The sequence below is a fragment of the Streptomyces sp. NPDC054757 genome (genome assembly GCF_053612185.1).
Genome location: NZ_JBSHBW010000029.1, coordinates 1 through 19,188 on the forward strand (window position 1 = coordinate 1; position 19,188 = coordinate 19,188).

20 protein-coding genes and 3 pseudogenes are annotated in these 19,188 nt (G+C 70.9%); 6 read left to right on the top strand and 17 right to left on the bottom strand.

Annotation, left to right across the window (positions count from 1 at the left end):
- Positions 1-120: 120 nt before the first annotated feature.
- A pseudogene (locus ACWGKJ_RS27850) lies at positions 121-360 on the top strand (transposase); the annotation flags it as partial.
- Between the two features lie 67 nt (positions 361-427).
- On the opposite strand, the gene ACWGKJ_RS27855 reads toward ACWGKJ_RS27850, so the two are convergent.
- Positions 428-790 (bottom strand): VOC family protein, encoded by a 363-nt coding sequence (locus ACWGKJ_RS27855; RefSeq protein ID WP_385023285.1) that lies wholly within the window; start codon positions 788-790, stop codon positions 428-430.
- Between the two features lie 79 nt (positions 791-869).
- Here ACWGKJ_RS27855 and ACWGKJ_RS27860 point away from each other — a divergent pair.
- A pseudogene (locus ACWGKJ_RS27860) lies at positions 870-1,124 on the top strand (WbqC family protein); the annotation flags it as partial.
- Positions 1,125-1,172: 48 nt separating this feature from the next.
- Here ACWGKJ_RS27860 and ACWGKJ_RS27865 read toward each other — a convergent pair.
- From ACWGKJ_RS27865 to ACWGKJ_RS27880, 4 genes and pseudogenes are all read right to left on the bottom strand, one after another.
- Entirely contained in the window at positions 1,173-1,382 is a 210-nt protein-coding gene (locus tag ACWGKJ_RS27865) for a DUF397 domain-containing protein (RefSeq protein ID WP_385023287.1), read from the bottom strand.
- A gap of 27 nt (positions 1,383-1,409) precedes the next feature.
- Positions 1,410-1,619, bottom strand: coding sequence for a DUF397 domain-containing protein (locus ACWGKJ_RS27870; RefSeq protein WP_385023289.1), 210 nt, complete (start codon positions 1,617-1,619; stop codon positions 1,410-1,412).
- Positions 1,601-2,441, bottom strand: a pseudogene (locus ACWGKJ_RS27875) (helix-turn-helix domain-containing protein). The gene ACWGKJ_RS27870 and the pseudogene ACWGKJ_RS27875 overlap by 19 nt, the downstream one beginning before the upstream one ends.
- Positions 2,442-2,567: 126 nt before the next feature.
- Complete coding sequence (locus ACWGKJ_RS27880) at positions 2,568-3,914, bottom strand: MFS transporter (RefSeq protein ID WP_385023291.1); 1,347 nt, start codon at positions 3,912-3,914, stop codon at positions 2,568-2,570.
- Positions 3,915-4,064: 150 nt separating this feature from the next.
- Between ACWGKJ_RS27880 and ACWGKJ_RS27885 the strand changes: the two genes are divergently transcribed.
- Positions 4,065-4,955, top strand: coding sequence for a LysR family transcriptional regulator (locus tag ACWGKJ_RS27885; RefSeq protein ID WP_385023293.1), 891 nt, complete (start codon positions 4,065-4,067; stop codon positions 4,953-4,955).
- Between the two features lie 105 nt (positions 4,956-5,060).
- On the opposite strand, the gene ACWGKJ_RS27890 is transcribed toward ACWGKJ_RS27885, so the two are convergent.
- From ACWGKJ_RS27890 to ACWGKJ_RS27925, 8 genes are all read right to left on the bottom strand, one after another.
- A complete protein-coding gene (locus ACWGKJ_RS27890; protein ID WP_385023295.1) occupies positions 5,061-7,574 on the bottom strand; it encodes a SpoIIE family protein phosphatase in 2,514 nt (837 codons plus the stop codon).
- A gap of 154 nt (positions 7,575-7,728) precedes the next feature.
- Positions 7,729-8,133, bottom strand: coding sequence for an ATP-binding protein (locus tag ACWGKJ_RS27895; protein ID WP_385023297.1), 405 nt, complete (start codon positions 8,131-8,133; stop codon positions 7,729-7,731).
- A 302-nt stretch (positions 8,134-8,435) separates the two neighbouring features.
- Positions 8,436-8,843, bottom strand: a complete 408-nt coding sequence (locus ACWGKJ_RS27900; RefSeq protein ID WP_385023299.1) for a (deoxy)nucleoside triphosphate pyrophosphohydrolase — start codon at positions 8,841-8,843, stop codon at positions 8,436-8,438.
- 76 nt (positions 8,844-8,919) lie between these two features.
- Positions 8,920-9,102: an SPOR domain-containing protein gene (locus ACWGKJ_RS27905; protein ID WP_385023301.1), complete on the bottom strand. Its 183-nt coding sequence runs from the start codon at positions 9,100-9,102 to the stop codon at positions 8,920-8,922.
- 322 nt (positions 9,103-9,424) lie between these two features.
- A complete protein-coding gene (locus ACWGKJ_RS27910) occupies positions 9,425-10,177 on the bottom strand; it encodes a GntR family transcriptional regulator (RefSeq protein ID WP_385023303.1) in 753 nt (250 codons plus the stop codon).
- Between the two features lie 192 nt (positions 10,178-10,369).
- Positions 10,370-10,921: an isochorismatase family protein gene (locus tag ACWGKJ_RS27915; protein WP_385023305.1), complete on the bottom strand. Its 552-nt coding sequence runs from the start codon at positions 10,919-10,921 to the stop codon at positions 10,370-10,372.
- A gap of 8 nt (positions 10,922-10,929) precedes the next feature.
- A complete protein-coding gene (locus tag ACWGKJ_RS27920; RefSeq protein ID WP_385023307.1) occupies positions 10,930-12,381 on the bottom strand; it encodes an MFS transporter in 1,452 nt (483 codons plus the stop codon).
- Between the two features lie 188 nt (positions 12,382-12,569).
- Positions 12,570-13,016, bottom strand: coding sequence for a MarR family winged helix-turn-helix transcriptional regulator (locus ACWGKJ_RS27925; RefSeq protein ID WP_385023309.1), 447 nt, complete (start codon positions 13,014-13,016; stop codon positions 12,570-12,572).
- A 123-nt stretch (positions 13,017-13,139) separates the two neighbouring features.
- On the opposite strand from ACWGKJ_RS27925, the gene ACWGKJ_RS27930 reads away from it, so the two are divergent.
- Positions 13,140-13,472 carry a YkvA family protein gene (locus ACWGKJ_RS27930; protein ID WP_385023311.1) on the top strand — a complete coding sequence of 111 codons (333 nt, stop codon included), beginning with the start codon at positions 13,140-13,142 and terminating at the stop codon, positions 13,470-13,472.
- Between the two features lie 34 nt (positions 13,473-13,506).
- Complete coding sequence (locus ACWGKJ_RS27935; RefSeq protein WP_385023313.1) at positions 13,507-14,535, top strand: transglutaminase domain-containing protein; 1,029 nt, start codon at positions 13,507-13,509, stop codon at positions 14,533-14,535.
- 63 nt (positions 14,536-14,598) lie between these two features.
- On the opposite strand, the gene ACWGKJ_RS27940 is transcribed toward ACWGKJ_RS27935, so the two are convergent.
- On the bottom strand, positions 14,599-15,219 hold the full coding sequence (locus ACWGKJ_RS27940) for a TetR/AcrR family transcriptional regulator (RefSeq protein WP_385023315.1): 621 nt from the start codon (positions 15,217-15,219) through the stop codon (positions 14,599-14,601).
- A 358-nt stretch (positions 15,220-15,577) separates the two neighbouring features.
- Here ACWGKJ_RS27940 and ACWGKJ_RS27945 point away from each other — a divergent pair, with 358 nt between their 5' ends.
- Positions 15,578-16,531 carry a cyclase family protein gene (locus ACWGKJ_RS27945; RefSeq protein ID WP_385023317.1) on the top strand — a complete coding sequence of 318 codons (954 nt, stop codon included), beginning with the start codon at positions 15,578-15,580 and terminating at the stop codon, positions 16,529-16,531.
- A gap of 44 nt (positions 16,532-16,575) precedes the next feature.
- Here the strand turns inward: ACWGKJ_RS27945 and ACWGKJ_RS27950 are convergent, their stop codons facing one another.
- From ACWGKJ_RS27950 to ACWGKJ_RS27960, 3 genes are all read right to left on the bottom strand, one after another.
- Positions 16,576-17,460, bottom strand: coding sequence for a class I SAM-dependent methyltransferase (locus tag ACWGKJ_RS27950; RefSeq protein ID WP_385023319.1), 885 nt, complete (start codon positions 17,458-17,460; stop codon positions 16,576-16,578).
- Between the two features lie 322 nt (positions 17,461-17,782).
- Positions 17,783-18,403 carry a helix-turn-helix domain-containing protein gene (locus tag ACWGKJ_RS27955; protein WP_385023321.1) on the bottom strand — a complete coding sequence of 207 codons (621 nt, stop codon included), beginning with the start codon at positions 18,401-18,403 and terminating at the stop codon, positions 17,783-17,785.
- A 63-nt stretch (positions 18,404-18,466) separates the two neighbouring features.
- On the bottom strand, positions 18,467-19,090 hold the full coding sequence (locus tag ACWGKJ_RS27960; RefSeq protein WP_385023323.1) for a TetR/AcrR family transcriptional regulator: 624 nt from the start codon (positions 19,088-19,090) through the stop codon (positions 18,467-18,469).
- Between the last annotated feature and the right edge of the window lie 98 nt (positions 19,091-19,188).

Genomic DNA, 19,188 nt, shown 5'->3' on the forward strand with positions numbered 1-19,188 from the left:
ATGACCAAGAAGGACATCGTCCGCTGCCTGAAACGGTTCGTCGCCCGCGAGGTCTACCGACACCTGCCCCACCCCCAGATCACCACCGAACAGCTCACCCAAGCTGCTTGACGATCTATAGGAGCTTCCACGAAGATCCACCTCGCCGCCGACGACCGCTGCCGCCCACTGGCCTTGCACCTCACCGCCGGACAGGCCGGTGACGCGCCCGCCTTCACCGACGTCATGGCCCGCCTGCGCGTTCCTCGTCGGCGAGGACGGCCCCGCACCAGGTCGGACCTGGTCCTGGCCGACAAGGCGTACTCCTCCCGCGCGATCCGCGAGCACCTGCGCAAGCGCGGCATCCGGGCAGTGATCCCCGCCACCGTCTGTCTGGCCGGACGCTACATCGCCGGTACCTTCCCCTGGTCTGCCCGATCCTTCATCCTCAGACGTGACTGTGGACGTTGATGACACTTCCGTCGGGTGCCTGAACAAAAAAACGTCGGATTCCCCATGGTTCCGTGGTCAAGGGATAGACCACCTGGTACGCCTGGCGCTCGGCTGCGGCGTACGCGGCGTCAACGTCCTCGACTTCGACCGCCAGTGTCGAATAGGCGGTGTGCGGGTCCCATGAATCTGCGGCAGGGGAGACCACGGTCATCTGTGCCGTCGGGTTACCGGGCGAGGCCAACATCAAGAAGCCGGGCTCGTCCATGCGCACGTCCATGCCCAGGAAATCGCTGTAGAAGCTTCGGCTCTCTTCGATGTCCTGGGTGACGACGTTGGGCATGATGCGACGGATCGTCATACTCGCACTGTAGCGGAGGACGCTCCCACAGCTTGATCCGAACGAGAGGCTCCAGTTCCGCCGCGACGGCAGAAGCCCGCACTGGTCCACGCCCGCTGCCGTGATCGCACCCGTCCTGGAACTGCCGGCGGTTACCGATCGCACGGCTGTGATCGCGGAAGCCTCCACCCGACTTCTGCTCGACCTGCTCGGCTGGCGAGGCTCCGTCGTCCACAGCAACGCACACCCCGTCCGCGACGGCCGCTCGGAGAGAGTCGTCGACCTGGCGAGGGCGGTCAGCGCCGACTCGTACCTGTGCGGAACCGGTGGGGCTCGCTACCTACGCACTCGCTGAACGTCGAGTAGAAGGCGGAGCTGGGAACACCGGCGGGGGAATGTGCGGTCAAGCCCTCAACTCGCCGTCCCGCAGCGCGGAGACGAACGACGACCAGCGGTCCGCGGCGAAGGCGAGCGCAGGACCGTCCGGGTTCTTGCTGTCACGGACCGGTACGACTGCGCCACAGCCGTCGGCAACCTCAAGGCAATCGCCTCCCGTCGAATTGCTGAAACTGCTCTTACGCCACCTGATGACGCTCAGATCGAGGGGTCGCACGGCACTTCCTCCTAGACGCGCAGAGGGTCAAGCCCTCAACGCTCCGTCCCGCAGCGCGGAGACGAACGACGACCAGCGGTCCGCGGCGAAGGCGAGCACAGGGCCGTTCGGGTTCTTGCTGTCACGGACCGGTACGACTGCATCACAGCCGTCGGCAACCTCAACACACTCGCCGCCATCCTGATTGCTGTAGCTGCTCCTACGCCATGCGGCGGCGCTCAGCTCGATGGATCGCACGGCAGTTCCTCCAACATGCGCAGGATGAGTTTCCGCGACTCGGCTGGTGTCAGGGCCAGGTCACGAACGGAATCGTACCTGAGCTGCAAGTTCTCAACAGTGCTGATTTCTTCGATGAGTTCGCCACCCAGCCCGTTCTCGACGTACGCAACCGTACGCCCCTCCGGCAGCCGGAGAAATATCAAGGTCACGTTCGCCAGACCGTGCAGCCCGGCACTCATCGGCAGTACCTGGAGCGCCACTTTAGGGCGCTCGGCCATCTCGGCCAGGTGCTCCAGCTGCTCCCTCCATGCCTTCACATCGCGGCAGGGTGTGCGCAGCACCGCCTCGGAGAGAATGGCGCGGAAGGGAGGTGCAGCTGCACCCTCCAGGAGATCCTGTCGCCCCATTCGGGCCGCCACCTGCTGTTCCAGTTCGCTGCCCTCGGAGCCGCCGCTCTCCAGAAGCTCGATGGCGTACCCCGGGGTCTGCAGAAGTCCCGGCACTACGCCTGGCGCGAAGTGCCACAGGCTGGTCGCGTCCGACTCCAGGGACATGTACTGCCGGTACCGCTCACGGAACTGCGTACGGTCCCCCGAAGCCAGCTCCCAGGACCAGCAACAGCCCCTGCGTACCGTAGTAATGGTCCAATGCCTGGACGACTTCGGGCCCGCCCAGCGTCTCGCCCTTCTCCATCTTCCCGAACAGCGAGTAGTCCCAGCCGAGCCGTTCGCCCAGCTGCCGCAGATTGACGCCCCGCTCGGCGCGCAGTTTCCGTAACTCCTCCGCGAACCGCTGACGCGGCTCCTTGCTGCGGCTCGTGACAAGGCGTCGCTGTGGCATGGCGCTCCTTCCGGGGCGCCCTTCCCACCCGGACGGTTTCCACCGTAACGCCCCCACTACGCACCGTAATTCATCGAAGGCGGGCCCGTCAGCGGAACCGGCGCCGGCTCACGCGCCGGGGTGACGTCAGCCGGGAAGGCGGACCACCAAGGCGACGAGTACGAGCACGGCCACCCCCATGCACGCGGACCCGGCGACCGTCGCCAGCGCGCGCAGCCGGGGCCGGTCGCGCCACCAGGTGCGTACCGGGGCCGTGTCGCACGCCCACACCAGGCACAGCAGGGCCGCCAGCACGGCGCCCAGTGCGCACACCCCGTTCCAGCCGGCGTGCGCGTGGACCACGCCGACCAGGGCCGAGCCGATCGCGCCGCCCGCGAAGTAGCAGGTCATGTACGCGGAGGTGATACGGCCACGGGAATCGGGCCGCAGGGCGTAGATCAGTGACTGGTTGGTGATGTGTACGCCCTGGTGCGCCAGGTCGAGCAGGACGATCCCGGCGATCAGCGCGGCCAGGCTGTGCGCCCCCAGCGCGAGCACGCCCCAGGAGACGAGCAGCAGCAGGGCGCTCGCCACCGTGGTCAGGCCGGTCCGGCCGCGGTCGGCCAGCCGGCCGGCCAGCTGGGCGGCGATCGCCCCCGCGGCGCCGGCCAGGCCGAGCAGCCCGATCTCGGCGTCCGGCCAGCCGTAGCCGGGCCCGGAGAGCAGGAAGGCGAGGGAGGTCCACAGCGCGCTGAAGCAGGCGAAGGCCAGCAGGCCGATCAACGCCCTTACCCGCAGCACCGGTTCCTCCACCAGCAGCCGGGCGGTGGAACGCAGCAGCCGCGGGTAGGTGAGCCCGGCGGATCCGCGGTAGCGCGGGAGCGCCCGGTGGAGGGCGGCGGTCAGGAGGAGCATCGCGACGGCTGCGGCCCAGTACACCGTGCGCCAGCCGCCGACCGTGGCCAGCGCCCCGGACGCGGTGCGGGCGAGCAGCATGCCGAGTACCAGCCCGCTCATCACCGTACCGACGGCCCGGCCGCGCTGTCCGGGGGCGGCCAGATCGGCGGCGAACGGCACCAGGACCTGCGCCGTCACCGACAGCAGCCCGGTGAGCGCGGTACCGGCCAGGAGCATCCCGGTGTTCGGGGCGGTCGCGGTCAGCGCCAGCGAGCACGCCGTGGCCAGGGTCAGCCCGCAGATCAGACGGCGGCGCTCCAGCAGATCGCCCAGCGGCAGCAGCAGGACGAGACCGACCGCGTAGCCGATCTGAGCGACTGTCACCACGAGCGAGGCGCCGGTGGACGACAGCCGCAGTTCGCGGGCGATGGTGTCGAGGAGCGGCTGGGCGTAGTAGTTGCTCGCCACACAGAGGCCCACGGCGACGGACATCAGCAGCAGCGTGCCGCGTCCCGCACCCGCGGAGGCGTCCGGGGGCGGACGGAGCTCCGGGGTGCCTGGCGGGGAGAGCGGTGGCGGGGTCGGGGAGGAAGCCATGTCCGTTTCCTTCCGGGAGTGCTCGTACGCGGGCCCTCGCGGAGCACCTGCGGAGCGGGGCGGTTCCGGCTCCCGTTCAGCCTGGCCGGGCAGCCAGGATGAGTCCAACAGATGGTTGCCATCACAGCGATCGCGAATCACGATGGATCCATGGAACTGCGCCAGCTCGCCTACGCGATCGCGGTCGCCGAGACCGGGAGTTTCACCCGCGCCGCACACCGCTGCTTCGTGGTGCAGTCGGCGCTCAGCCACCAGATCGCCCGCCTTGAGGACGAGTTGGGCACCCGCCTCTTCGAACGCACCAGCCGCCGGGTGCGGATCACCCCCGCGGGCGAGGCGTTCCTCGGACCGGCCAGGGAGGCCCTGGCCGCCGTCGAGCGGGCTCGCGGTGAGGTGCTCGCGTGCGGCGGCGAGGTGCGCGGGCGGCTGAGTATCGGCACCATCACACCGCTGGCCGCCGTGGACCTGCCCGATCTGCTCGCCGCCTACCGGGACCGGTATCCGGCGGTACGGGTCACGCTCCGCGCCCGTCTGGTCAGGGACCTGGTGCGGGAGGTGCGCGAGCACACCTGCGACATCGCCTTCGTCGACGGCGGGCCGCAGAGCCTGGCCGGGCTCGCGGTGCGGGTCCTCGCGTACGAGGAGCTGGTCGCCATCGTCCCGCACGGGCACCGACTGGCCGGGGCGCCCCGGACCACCGCGGCCGGGCTGGCGGACGGGCCCATGGTCGACATGCCGCCGGGGTCGGGCATCCGCCGCCACAATGACACCGCGTTCGCCGCGGCCGGCGCCCCGCGTACGGTCGCCTTCGAGGCGGACACCATGGGCCTGCTGGAACAGCTGGTGGCGCGCGGCCTCGGCACCGGGCTGGTCTCCGCGCCCACGGCCGCCCGGATGGCCGGGGTGAGCACGGTGGCCGTCAGCGATGTGCCGCCCCGGGCGGTCCAGGCCGTCTGGCTCGACTCCGGGGCGTCACCTGCGGCGCGCGCCTTCCTCCAGCTGCTGCGGGAACGGACACCGGACGCGCCGGTACCAGAGTGAGCGGGCGGGCGAGCGGGGCAGGGCCACCCGCGCCCACCGCGCCTCCCCCGGCGCCCTCTCCGTAGGTGCCAGGCGCCGTCGTCCTCAGTACAGCTCAGCGCCCTCTCAGTACATGCTCAGCAGCTGCTCCACGCTCAGCTCGGGGGTCGGCGCGCCGTCCGGCAGGGCGAGTTCGAACCAGACCGTCTTCCCGCGCGGGGTCCGCCGCGAACCCCAGGCCGCGCTCAGCATCCCGACCAGCTGGAGCCCACGGCCGCCCTCGTCCGTGTCACGGGCGCGGCGGCGGCGGGGCTGGACCAGGCCCGCGTCCCAGACCTCGCAGACCAGGGTCCGGTCCAGCAGCAGCCGGAGCCTGATCTCGCCCTCGCCGTACCGCAGGGCGTTGGTGACGAGTTCGCTGACCAGGAGTTCGGTCGTATCGGTCAGATCGTCCAGGCCCCAGGCGGCCAGCTGTTCCCGGGCCAGCTCGCGGGCCCGGCCCACCGAGCGCGGTTCACGCGGCAGCTGCCAGTCGCCCACCGCGTCGGACGGCAGCCCCTGGATACGGGCCATCAGCAGGGCGATGTCGTCCTCGCCGTGCTGGGTGTCCAGCGTGCTGAGCACATGGTCGCAGACGTCTTCGAGCGGGCGCTCCGAGTGGGTGAGGGCGTCCCGGAAGGCGCTCAGCCCCTCGTCCAGCGGGTGTTCGCGGGACTCGACGAGACCGTCGGTGTAGAGCGCGAGGAGCGCGCCCTCGGGGATCTCGACCTCGACCTCCTCGAACGGTTCGCCGCCGACGCCCAGCGGCATGCCGGGCGGTACGTCGAGCAGCAGCGCCGGTTCGCCCGGTTCGACCAGGACGGGCGGCAGATGTCCGGCGTTGGCGAAGGTGCAGCGCCGGGTGACCGGGTCGTACACCGCGTAGACGGCGGTCGCGAGATAGACCTCGGAGAGGTCGGCCTCACGGGTCTTGTGCGCGGCGCGCGACGCCTGCTGGGCGCCGCTGGGAGTGCCGAGACCGCGGGCGATCTCGTCCAGCGCTTCGAGGACTTCGGCGGGCTCCAGGTCGAGCAGGGCCAGCGTCCTTACGGCGGTGCGCAGTTCACCCATGGCGACGGCGGCCCGCAGCCCGTGTCCCATGACGTCGCCGACGACCAGGGCCGTACGGTGTCCGGGCAACTCGATGACGTCGAACCAGTCGCCGCCGACCTCGCTCGCCGTGTTGCCCGGCAGATAGCGGCAGGCGATGTCGAGCCCGGCCGCCTCGGGGTCGCCGGGCGGCAGCAGGGAGCGCTGGAGTATCAGGGCCCGCTCGTGCTCGCGCCGGTAGAGCCGGGCGTTGTCCATACAGACCGCGGCGCGCGCGGCCAGTTCCACGGCCAGCGAACGGTCCCGCTCCCCGAACGGCTCGCTGCCCTTCGTACGGGAGAACTGCACCAGGCCGACCACCGTGTCGTGGGCGACCATCGGCACGGCCAGGGTGGACTGCACATGGCTGCCGGGCGAGCCGGGCACCGAACGGACCTTGCCGGTGCGCAGGGCGCTCGCACACGGCGAGTGGAAGGCGTAGCGGTGGACGGCGCCGAGTGTCGGCCCGTCGTCCGAGCCCTTCAGCAGGACGTCGGAGACCGCGCTGGCGTAGGCGACCCGGCGCAGCTCGGCGCTTCCGTCGGCGCTGCCCTTCGGGGCCTCGTCACCGGCCAGCAGCCCCTGGTAGAGGTCGACCGACGCCAGGTCGCAGAAGCCGGGTACGGAGACGTCGAGGAGCTCACGCGCGGTGGTCTCCAGGTCGAGCGAGTTCCCTATGCGGGCGCCCGCCTCGTTGAGCAGGGCGAGGTTGCGCCGGGCATTGGCGGCCTCGCGGGCCGCGACATGACGGCGTGTGACATCGGTGCCGAGTCCGGCGACCCCGATGGGGACGCCCGCCCCGCCGTGTACGCGGTAGAGGTTGACCGACCAGTGCCGGCGCTCGGACGAGCCCGGCGGCGAACCGATCAGCTGGAGGTCGGTGACGGGGCGTCCGGTCTCCAGGACCCGCTTCAGCGCCGCGGTCATCCGGTCGGCCTCGGCGCGGGCGAGATAGTCGTGGACCGTACGGCCGCGGTGCTCCGCCACCTCGTCCCCGAAGAGCTCAGCGAACCGCTTGTTGACCCGGCGCACGGTGAGGTCGGGACCGAACAGGAGGAAGCCGAAGGGAGATTGGCCGAATATGGCCTGCGAGGAAGCGAGGTCGGACTCGATGCGCCGCAACACCCTGACATCGACGACGATGCAGACGGCTCCGCGTCCGCCGTCCGCCGACTCCGTGGGCATCACATACAGCTCGGCGAGCCCCTGGGTCTCCGGCCGGTCCGGCATCCGGAAGGGGACGAGACCGGTCCACTCCTTGCCGTCGAGGATCTCGCCGACCCTGCCGTGGCCTCTGCCGCGGACCTCCGGGGGCAGGAAGACCTCGACCGGGTCCACGCCCACGGCGTCCCGGGCGTCCACTCCGAACAGCTCTTCGGCCCGCTTGCTCCACTGCTCCACCAGTCCGTCGGCCCCGATCGAGAACGACGCAACCCTGATGTAGTCATAGATCGAACCGGGCGGACTGCTCTGCCATACGACATCGCCCGTCGCACCGGATATATCGCTCACGCGACCGTCCCCTCCAGCTCACCACGCACCGAACCGACCAAGGTGGCACCCGCAGTATTCAGCACTACGGACCGAACCGGCACGGCGTTCACTATCACAGCACGGTCTCAGTCACTTTCGGACACTCCAGCTGCGATCGAGTCCCACCCCTCTCCTAACCAGGCTGGGCCAGCTCGAACCACACGGTCTTGCCCGATCTGCCGCGCGCCGTCCCCCAACGCTGCGCCGAGCAGGCCACAAGCTGCAACCCCCGGCCGCCCTCGTCATCGGGGCCGGCCGTCCGCTCGGCGGGCGGATCCGGATGCGGATCGGAAACCTCCACCCGGAGCGTGGCTTGATCCAGTCGCGCGACCCGGACGCCGATGGGACCGGACGCATGCCGCATGGAGTTGGTCACCAGCTCACTGACCAGCAGCGCGGCGACGTCACCGAACTCACCGTCCAGCTCCCAGCCGCGCAGCGCGTCCCGGACAGCACGGCGGGCGACGCGTACGGCATCCGGCTTGGCGGGGAAGGACCACTCGGCGCATTCGCCTTCGGTGCCGATCAAGCCGATCACTTCCCCGGGCCGACCATGGACATGCGCTCTGACAGTTCGGCGGCTCCGGCAGTTCTGACAGCCCTGACAGCTCTGGCAGCTCTGACAGCTCTCGCAAAAAGCCGCTAACCAGCACATACCCTGTATCGGGCTCAGATATCGGCCATACCGCGCCAGATGACATACAGGGGCACGAACGGCCCACATGAAAGCCCGGACCGGTGCCCAGCAGGCCGGAATCAGCCGTGCGGCAGGCCGGATCATCCATGCGGCAGGCCGGAATCAGCGCCCACAGCCCGGTTCAGCCGTCCAGCAGGTCCGGCTCAGCCGTGCAGCCCGGCTCTCAGCCGGCGTGCCGCTTCGGCCACGGCGGGGCGGTCCTGGTCGAGCCAGTCCACGGTGTCGATCTCGTCCGGGCCGAGCCAGCGCAGCGCGTCGTGGTCCTCCAGCGGACGGACCTCACCCGAGACCAGCCGCGCGGTCCATACCTGCAGCACCAGCCCCCGGCCGAGCGGCCACGCGCCGGGGATGCGCTCCAGCGGTTCCGTCTCTACGCCCAGTTCTTCGCGCAGCTCACGCACCAGCGCCTGCTCGGCGCGCTCCCCCGGCTCGACCTTCCCGCCGGGCAGCTCCCAGCGCCCCGCCAGCTCGGGCGGCGCGCTGCGGCGCGCGGCGAGCAGCCGCCCCCGGTCGTACAGCGCTCCACCCACCACGACACGATCAGCAGCCATGGTGCGAGCCTACCGAGGCCGTCCGGACCCTCACCGGGGCCGGGCGGGTCCCCGGTCCACGCCTGCGTCGGGCCTGCTACTGCACGCTCTGGCCGATACGTTCGATCCAGTACATCTGCCGGTGCCCGCGGGCACCGAGGGTGTCGGCGGTCTTCTGCGCCTCGTCCCGCGTCGCGTACCTTCCGACGCGATAGCGATTGCCGTTGTCGTCCTCACGTATCACCTGCCACAGGAGCATGGCGTTTGTGCTGTCCGTCATCGCGTGCCCCCGTCGTACGCCGGCGTGCAGGCCATTTCTGATCCCCAGGAAACCGCAGTCCGCATATGCCCGAGCCTACGCCTGACCCTTACTGACTGATTACGTGTTTTCACAAAGAGGTACGCATCAAGCCACTCTGCAATTTCCATTGAGCACGAGACGGAGCGTCAGACGGCCGCCGGGCACATCGCTCACACACTCCGGACACACACTCCGGGCATGACGAAGACGCCCTGACGCCCACCCAAAGGGGCAGATGTCAGGGCGTGTTCAGGCGGGACCCGGCCAACTCCCCTTCAGGGGCGGCCACCGGTCCTGCGGTTCACTTCACCGGCAGGTGGTACGCGACGCGGTAGCGGTCGGCCGGGACCACGATGTCCGCCGTCTCCACCGCCCGCCCCGACGCGTAGTACGTACGGGAGATGACGACCACCACATGACCGGGCACCCCCCCGAGCGCGAGCAGCTCCTCGGCCAGTCCGGGCCGGGCGCCGACCTCCTCCGTGACGTTGTCGACCACGACGTCGATCGCGGCCATCCGCTCCACGACGCCGCAGCCGCCGAGTGGACCCTCCTCGGGGAGCATCACCGGCGTGCGCCCGGTGATCGCCAGTGGCTCCCAGGAGGTGGACAGCATCATCGTTTCGCCTGAGTCGCGGTAGACGTACCGCGTGCGCATCACGCGCTCGCCCGCCTGGATGCCGAGCCGCAGCGCGATGTCGGTGCCCGCGGCCTCCTGCTCGCTGCGGGACTCCCAGGTGCCGCGCACGCTCTCGTCGGCCTGCTCCTGGCGGAACGGTGTCGCGCCCTCGGGCAGCCGGTAGCCGGAGCGGGCGATACGGCGCGGGACGAGCCGCTCCCGTACATACGTGCCGGAGCCGGAGCGGCCCTCGACCAGGCCCTCGGCCATCAGCACCTTGCGCGCTTCGAGGGCCACCGTGTCGGAGACCCCGTACTCCTGCCGGATCCGGGCCTGCGAGGGCAGTCGCGTATGCGGTGGCAGCGAGCCGTCGGTGATCTTCTGCCGAAGATCACTCGCGACACGCAGATAGGCCGGCTGCTCACCGAAAGTCACTGGCCACTCCCATGCAGGTTGACAGACCGCAACAGCGTGACAACCGTGGGTTGTTGACCGCAAGCAGGGGCCAGGGTTTCACCCGAAGTGATGAAATTGCGTCTGTTCCCGCCGGGAGTACGGCGGCCCCGCGACCGCGGATGCGGCGTGCGGCATCCCTGCCCCGCGCCGCATCCGCGTCCGCGTCCGCGCTCAGCCGAGCAGCTTGATGACCGCGTCGGTGGTGTCCGTCTCGCCGAGGCGCGGGAAGATCCGCTCGACGGCGTTGCGGTGGGCCTCGGGGTCCATGTCGGTGACCGCGTCGGTGGCGACGGTCACGTGGTATCCGTGCTCCTGCGCCGACCGGGCCGTCGACTCGACGCCGATGGCCGTGGCGATCCCGCCGAGCACGACCTGGGTGACACCGAGACGGCGCAGCCGCATGTCGAGGTCGGTCCCGTAGAAGGCGCCCCAGGTCTGCTTGGTGACGACGATGTCGCTCTCCTGCTGGTTCAGCTCGGGCACCAGCTCGGCCCAGTCGGCCGGGGGCGTGCCCTGCCGGGCGGGCGTCTCGTTGCGGCCGGGCGCACCGCCCGTGACACGTACGAGGACGACCGGCAGGTCATGGGCGCGGAAGGCTTCGGCGAGGCGCGCGGCCCGCTCGATGATCTCGCCGGCGGGGTGGGCGGTCGGCAGCCCGACGATGCCCTTCTGGAGGTCGACGAGGATCAGCGCGGTCCGGGCGTCGAGGGTGGTGGCTGTCATGGCGTGGCTCACTTTCGGTTACGGGCACGGAGCGCCCGGTCGGAGACGGTCAGGGCGACGAGCCCCAGACCGAGGACAAGGGAGACGGCGGCCATCAGATGCAGCCCGCCGTCGCTCGCCCGCTGCCCGTAGGCGAGGGCGATGAGGCTGGAGGCCGTGATGGCGCCGATGTACTGGGCGGTCCGCTGGAGACCGGCGGCCGAGCCGACGGTGTCGGCGGGCGCGTACTGGTAGACGGCGGCCTGGTTGCCGGTACCGATCAGCCCCTGCGGGATGCCGAAGCAGGCCCCGGCGATGAGCAGGACGGCGACAGGGGTGGCGCCGGAGGTGAACATCAGCAGGGCGCTGCCCGCCGCGACCAGTACGGCGGCGGTGGTGAGGGGTGCCCTGATCCCCTTCGTACGGGCTCCGAGCAGCGAACACACCAGCGCGGCCACCGACATGGGGAGCATCAGCAGACCGGTGTGCAGGGACGAGTAGCCGCGGCCGTCCTCCAGCCACTGGGTGAACCCGTACATCACGCAGTAGATGACGAGGTAGCTCAGACCGTGCCGCAGATAGGTGCGGGCGAGCGCGCTGTTGCGGCCGAGCATCCGCAGATCGATGAAGGGGCTCGGGCAGCGCAGCTGCCACCAGGTGAGGACGGCGGCGAGCACGGCGACGGGACCGAGCAGCCACCACTCCGGGTGGGCCAGGTCGAGGAGGAAGAAGACGAGGGCGGTGAGGGTGCCGGTGAAGAGCACGATGCCGAGCGGGTCGAGCCCGGCCGGTTCACGCCGGGCGCCCCCGCCGTCGGGTGCGGCCGTGCGCCGGCCGCCGTCCTTGGGGATCCACCGGACGGCGCAGACGCACGCGATGCACGCGAGCGGCACATTGACGGCGAAGATCGCCCGCCATCCCCAGGTCGCGACGAGCAGCCCGCCGAGGGTGGGGCCGACCGCGGCGCTGCCCAGCCCGGCGAAGGAGAGGCGGCCCAGGACCGGGCGGGGGGTGGGCCGGCCGAGCCTGCGCGACTCGGCACGCAGCACGGCCATGGCCGCCGGGTAGGCGGCGGACGTCCCGATGCCGAGGAGCAGCCGGGAGACGATCAGCCAGCCGAAGCCGGGCGCGGCCGTCCCGACGAGTCCGGAGGCGGCGACGACGGCGAGCCCGGCGAGGAAGACACGGCGCGGACCGATGGAATCGGCGAGCCGGCCGAGCACCGGCTGCGCGACGGCGCTGGCCAGGTAGAGCACGGAGACCAGCCAGACGGTGCTGGAGGCGCCGATCCCGAAGTGGTGGCCGATCGACACCAGGGCCGTGGAGATCATGGTGGTGTTGAGCGGATTGAGCAACGAGCCGAGCAGCAACGGGGCGGTGAGCCGGGCCCCGAACCCCGGGTCGGGGGCGGTGGGGGGCGTGGCGGTGCCGGCGGCTGTGCCTGTGCCGGCGCCTGTGCCAGTGCCAGTGCCGGTGGACATGTCCGGCCTCGTGGATATGTCGGCGTCGGGGGACGTGTCCGTGCCGGTGCACGTGTCCGTGCCGGTGGATGCGTGTGTACCGGTGGACGTGTCCGTGCCGATGGACGCATTCGTACGCGTGGATGCGCCCGTACCCGTCCCCGTACCCGCGCCCGAACCCGCGCCCGTCTCCGCCTCGCCGCGGGACGTCACCGCTGCACCAGCCGTTCGAGCAGCGCGACGGCGTCGGTGAGCGTGCGCCGCTCCGATGGGTCCAGTTCGTCGCTGATGGCGAGCGCGAGCCAGCCCCGCTTGTCGGCACGTACGCCTTCGAGCGTGTGATGGCCGAGTTCGGTGACCGACATGACGGACTGCCGGCCGTCCGTCGGGTCGGGGGTGCGCTCCACCATGTCCCGGGCCTCCAGGGCGGCGAGCGTCAGCCGCATCGACTGCGGCCTGACCAGTTCGGCGCGGGCCAGCGCTGCCGTGGTCATCGGCCCCTCCCGGTCCAGCAGGGAGAGCGCCGACCGCTGGGACTGCGTCAGCTCCAGACCGGGAGACGCCTGCCTCAGCCTCCTCGCCACCCGTCCGAGTGCCACCGCGAGTTCGGAGGCGATCTGCTCGGGGCTGGGTTCGCGGGGGGAGGTGGTGGCCATGGAGGTCACCGTAAGAGGTCGACAGGCAGCCTTGCAAGTTTCCCTGCCCATCCACCCTCGCCCGCATGCGGCGCCCGGGGGCGGCCCAGCGTGGCGTTCCGGGCGGCGGGTACCCGTACAGCCATGGACCTCCACTCGAAAGTGCTGCTGGCCGTCATCGCGCTCGCACTCCTGGCGACCCTGGTGGTCGCGGTGGTCCTCGTCGTACGCCTGTTCCGCGCCCGGCGCTTCCTGCGTGACGCGGGCATCCCCCTCCAGAACAAGCTGGCCTTCTGGGGAGCGCTGATCTACACCATCAGCCCGGTGGATCTGCTGCCCGACCCGGTGTACCTGGACGACATCGGCGTCCTGCTGTTCGCCCTGCACTCGCTCGAACGGGCGGCCCGCCGGGGAGTTCCGCGGAAGCCTGGACACCCGGCCGGGAAATTTGACACGGTGGGGCCGCCGGCCCCGTAATCGAACGTGCGGCCGAATACTTCGGGGGTCCCACATGCCATCTACCGGCAAGCCGTCCATCAGCGAGCCCAAGCCCCACGCCCGTCCGTCATCGGCTGGCCTGTCACCCATCGACCAGGCGCCGGAACCCGCCGAACTCGCGCCGGATGCGGTCGGCCTCGCGCCGGATGTGGCCGCGTACTACACCGCCCAGAGCACGTTCTCCAGCCCCGGCACACTCGCGCCGCTCTACGCCGCACTCCCCGCCGACCCCGCTCAACTCGCCAAGGTCGCAAGGGACTTGACGATCCACCGGCTGGAGGGCGACCTCTTCGGTCACGCCATCCCCGAGGACCGCATCCACCACGACGCCGAGACGCGCTACACCGACGACATCCTGCGCCTCATCACCGCCCGGAACGGCGCACCGCTGACCGTGCCCCGGGCGCCCGGCGACCGCTTCGTGGGGGTCTGCCGCGACATCGCGCTGCTGCACTGCTCGTTCCTGCGCCACACGGGCGTCCCGGCCAGGCTGCGGTCCGGCTTCGCCGACTACTTCGGCACGGACGGCTTCCACCACGACCATGTGGTCACCGAGTACTGGGATGCCCGGCGGGGCTGGCTGCTCGCCGACGCGGAGCTGACCGACCCGGCGGTCGCGGCGCGTTACGCGGTGCCGTTCGACCCGATGGACGTTCCGCGCGACCGCTTCCTGGTGGCGGGCGAGGCATGGCGGGCCATCCGCGCGGGCGAGGCCGACCCGAAGACGTTCGGACTGCTGATCCCGGCGGCCACCCTGACCGGCATCTGGTTCGTGGCGGGCAACGTACGACTGGACCTCGCGGCGCTCAACCGCACCGAGACGCTGCTGTGGGACGTCTGGGGAACGGGTGCGGGGGACGACGAGGGGATGACGGAGGCGATCTGCGGCCTGTACGACGCGGTGGCGCGGGTGGCGGGCAACGAGGTCCTGTTCGAAGCGGCCCGCAGGCTCTTCACCGAACAGGACGGCCTGCGCACACCCCGCACCGTACGGTGCCTGGCCGCGTTCGAAGGTCCGCACGAGGTGGAGCTGCGGGCCTGAGACCAGGACCGGGCGGCTCCACTCAGGACCGGGTCCGAGGGGCATCAGGGCCCGGCGGCGCCCTCAGGACCGGGTCGCACCCTCAGGGCCGGGCGGTGCCGAACCGCTCGGCCCGGTACCGAACCCCTCGTCCAGGATGCGGCAGGTCTCCTCCAGGAGCCGTTCCCGTCCGGCCGGATCGGTGTCCGACGGATTCATCGTGACGGTGAGCGCGGCGACAGCGGTCACCGCGCCGAGCCGCACCACATGGGCGTCGACCGGCAGGCCCAGGCGCTCGGCCATCCCCGCCTCGACGGCCCGGACGACCTTACGGGTGAGCTGGGTCGCCTGTGCGGCCACGTCCGGATGGTTGGCCATCACCTCCCGGACGACGGTGGCCCGGCTGCCCGGCTCGGAGGGGAAGGCGGTGGCCGTCATGGCCCACAGGGCCGCCCGCACCGCACTCTCGGACGGGGGCCGGTCCACGATGAGGCCGGCGATATAGGCATCGTCGGAGGCGTCCCAGGCGAGGAAGACCTCGTCCTTGGTGGCGAAGTGATTGAAGAAGGTACGGCGGGAGACTCCCGCATCGGCACAGATGTCGTCGATGGTGACCTGGTCGGCGCCGTGCCGGCCGGCCAGTTTGGTCGCCGAGTCACGCAGCCGCGCGGTGGTCGCCCGCTTCCGGTACTCACGCTGGCTCACTGCCTGCCCCTCTCCCGGGCCCTTCGCACGACTCGCCGCCCGGCCCGCCGCATGGTCCTGCGGCTGGCCTGCCTGACCTGCCTGGCTCGGCGTCTGACCTGGCTGGCTCGCTGCATCCCGCCGGGATTCCATCCGTCACTCTTCTGTCCTGTGCCCTGTCGACCCTGCGTCCTGTCGACTGGCCGAGTTCACCAATCGACTGGCCGAGTTCACCAAACGTAGCCTTTTGCACTCATTGCACCCCCAGGGTACCCTCACCACCAGAGTGCAATGAGTGCATCTTTTCTGTCACCAATGGTGCATTCAGTGCACTGGAGACCTCGCGGGGCACTGCCGCCCCCGAGGAGAAAGGCACGACATGTTCGACACAGAAGACACGGAAGACACACGGGACAGGACCGCGTACACGTTCAAGGAGACCGGCCGGAAGCTCTCCAACTGGGGGCGCTGGGGCGACGACGACGAGCGGGGCACCCTCAACTTCGTGACACCGGACACCGTGAAGCAGGCGTTCGAGGCCGTACGGACCGGTGAGCGGTACGAACTGAGCATCCCGGTGGGCGACAGCGGGCCGCAGACCGGCTGGATGCGGCGGATCAACCCCGTACACACCATGACGGTCACCCCGCACGACTTCACCGCCGCCGAGGGCCTGGTCATCAGCGACGACTTCATCGCAATGCCGCTTCAGTCCGGCACCCAGCTCGACGGCCTCACCCACGTCGGGTACGACGGCGCCTTCTACAACGGCGTACCCGCCGACGCGGTCACTCCGGCGCGCGGGGCCACCCGCAACGCGATCGACGCGACCCTTCCCGGCTTCGCGGGCCGCGGCGTCCTCCTCGATGTCGCCGCCCTGGACGGCGGAGCGTGGCTGGAACCGGGCCGCGCCATCACCGTGGCCGATCTGGAGAACGCCGAGAAGGCCGCCGGCACCCGGCTCGGCAGGGGCGACGCGCTGCTCGTCCGCACCGGCTGGGTGCACAAGGGGCTCACCGAGGGCTGGGAGAAGTGGCTGGACGCCGAGCCCGGCCTCGCACCGGAGTGCGCGGCCTGGATCCACGACCGCGAGCTGGCGATGGTGGCGGCCGACAACTGGGGCGTCGAGGTCCAGCCCACCACCGGCGGCCTCATCCCCCTGCACGCCGTCCTGATCAGGGACATGGGCATGATGCTCGGCGAGATGTGGAACCTCGACGCACTGGCCGCGGCCTGCCGCGCCGACCACACCTGGGACTTCTTCCTCACGGCCACCGCCCTGCGCATCACCGGCGGCGTCGGCTCCCCGGTCAGCCCGGTGGCGATCCGCTGAGCCCGGCCCCGAATCAGGGGTGTTGGGGACCGTTCACGGAGGCATCAGCCGCTGCGGCGCGCGGCCCAGACCGTGCGTTCGGTGCGTACCGCGAGGTCGTCGCGGCGCAAAATGCTCTGCGGGCTTTCGGTGTCGAGCAGCCGGTCGAGTGCGGCGAGGTCCTCGGCCGGGAGTGCGTCGGCGACGGTTCCGCGGATACGCCGCAGGCTGCTGAGGGCGTACGCGCCGATGGCCTCGTTGCGGGACCCCGGGATGTCGACGGTGACCGTGCGTTCGGCTTCGACGGTGAATCCGGCGGCGGTGAGCTTGGGGCCCCAGTCGGCGCCGCGGTGGGGCACATGCTCGGCATGATGGCGCTCGCTCGCCGTGTGGCAGCGTTCTTCCAGCCCCGGCCGGTCCTCCGGGGCGTTCTCAGGCAGGAAGCGGGGGAAGCCGGCCAGTTCGACGACCGCGAACAGCCCGCCGGGCGCGAGGGCGTCGTGGACCGCACGCAGCGCGTGGTCGGGGCGGGCCATGTGGTGCATCGAGGCTGATGCCCACACCAGGTCCGGCGTGCCGAGGCCGGGCCAGACCTCCTCGTCGAGGTCGGCCGGGACCGTACGGACGCGGTCCGCGACTCCCCGGGCGGCCGCCTTCTCCCGCAGCCGCTGGAGGTGCTCGGCGGAGGAGTCGACAGCGGTGACGCTCGCTTCGGGGAAGCGGTCGAGGAGTGCGAAGGTACCGGCCCCGGTCCCGCAGCCCAGATCCACGATCCGGCGCGGGGGCGCGTCCAGGGGCAGCCACCGCGTGATGCCGGCGATGTGCTCGGCGAGGACTTCCGCGTCCAGGTCGAGGATCTCCGCCTGGCTGTCGACGCCGGGCTGCTGGTGGTGGGGGTGGTCGGGCTGGGCGGCGGCGTGGTGGGATGAGTGCGTGTGTACGTGAGGCATGTGGCCACGTTAAATCGGCCATGCGCACACGGCACGAGAGCTTTCGGTATCGGCAAGAAGATGGCCGTACGGCGGGCGGGACGCGCAAGACCGGGGCCCGGTGGGCGCTGCGTACGGCGTCGGGGTGTGGTCGGCGTTGAGCCGAGGTGCGATCCGTACGGCGTCGGGGTGTGGTCTGCGTTGAGCCGAGGTGCGATCCGTACGGCGTCGGGGTGCGGTCCGCGTTGAGCCGAGGTGCGATCCGTACGGCGTCGGGGTGCGGTCCGCGTTGAGCCGAGGTCGGCGTGTGGTCCGTACGGCGTCGGGGTGTGGTCCGCGCAGGTCAGACGTCGGTGCCCGGGTCGCCGTCCGTATCCCGGTCACCGTCCGGGCGTCGGCCGCCCTCGGCGCGCTGGTGGCCGCGGCGCGCGTCGCGGTCGAAGATCCCCAGGACCTCGCAGGGGCCGCCGTCGGCACCGATGGCGTGCGGCAGCATCGTGGGGAACTCGGCGGCCTGATGGGCTTCGACGCGGAACCGCCGGTGCCCCAGCATGAGGATCGCGGTGCCGGACAGGACGACAAGCCATTCGTGGCCCGGGTGCGCGCGCATCCGGGACGGGTTGTCCGGGGGCGGTTCGGTCATCCGCTGGCGTACCACGGTCATGCCCGGGTCGGACTTCACGAGCCAGCGCATCCGCCCACGGGCACCATCGATCACAGGGCTGGTGACGACGTCGTCGGGGGCCGTCTCGACGAGCTGGTCCAGGGTGGTGTCCAGGGCGCGGGCGAGCGTCACCAGACTGTCCAGCGCCAGCCGGCGCCGACCGTTCTCGATACGGCTGAGCGTGGACTGACTGAGCCGGGCCCGCCCGGCCAGCTCCTCAAGCGACCAGCCCTGCGCCAGCCGCAGGGCACGGATGCGCTTACGTACGAGACTGTCCAGCTCGGCATCGTCTTGCGTCATGGGCAGTACCGTATGCCTCACATGCAAGCCGAGGGCGGCTGCGTCACCCGCCACCCGCTCGTCTCAGTGGGCGACCGGGTCTCCCACGGCCCCTCCGGTGGCTCTGCGGATGGCCGCCGCCACGCGTGCGGGGGCGTCGGAGAACTCCGCCGGATCGGCTCCGTCGAGGAGCGCCGCGCCGATGTCCTCGTTGAGGACCCGGAAGGCGGCGGAGGCCGCGGCGGCGTGCAGGCGCACCTGGAGATCGGTGGCCGGCTGCCCCAGCCGTTTCGCGATGATCCCGGCCATCTCGCGCTCGACCTGGTCGCAGGCCATCAGCCAGGCGGTCCGCAGAGCCGGTTCGGTGTCCGCCAGCCGGATCATCCGCATCGCGAGTGCGTTGTCGGCCAGTTCGACGGCGCCGGCCTCACGGCCGTAGCGGCTGACCTCCTCGCTGAAACGCTCCTCCAGCGAGAGATGGGCGGGCCAGTCACGCAGCGTACGCATCTCCCACTCCAGGCCCTGCGTCACGATGGGTTCGGCGCAGCTCTCCTTGCTGCGGAAATGGCGCCAGATGGTACGGGTGGACAGCCCCACCGCTTCAGCGATCTGGTCACCGCTGGTGGCATCCACGCCACGCTCCCAGAACAGCCGGGACGCCTCCCGGGAGATCTCCAGGCGCAGCCGGTGACGTCGCTGCTCGCTCATTCCGCCACCACTCCCGGCCTTCGCCGCCATGCCGATTGCCTCCCGCTCGTATCCCGTTCGCACATCTCGTATCCCGTCCGCACATCCAGTGCCAGAAT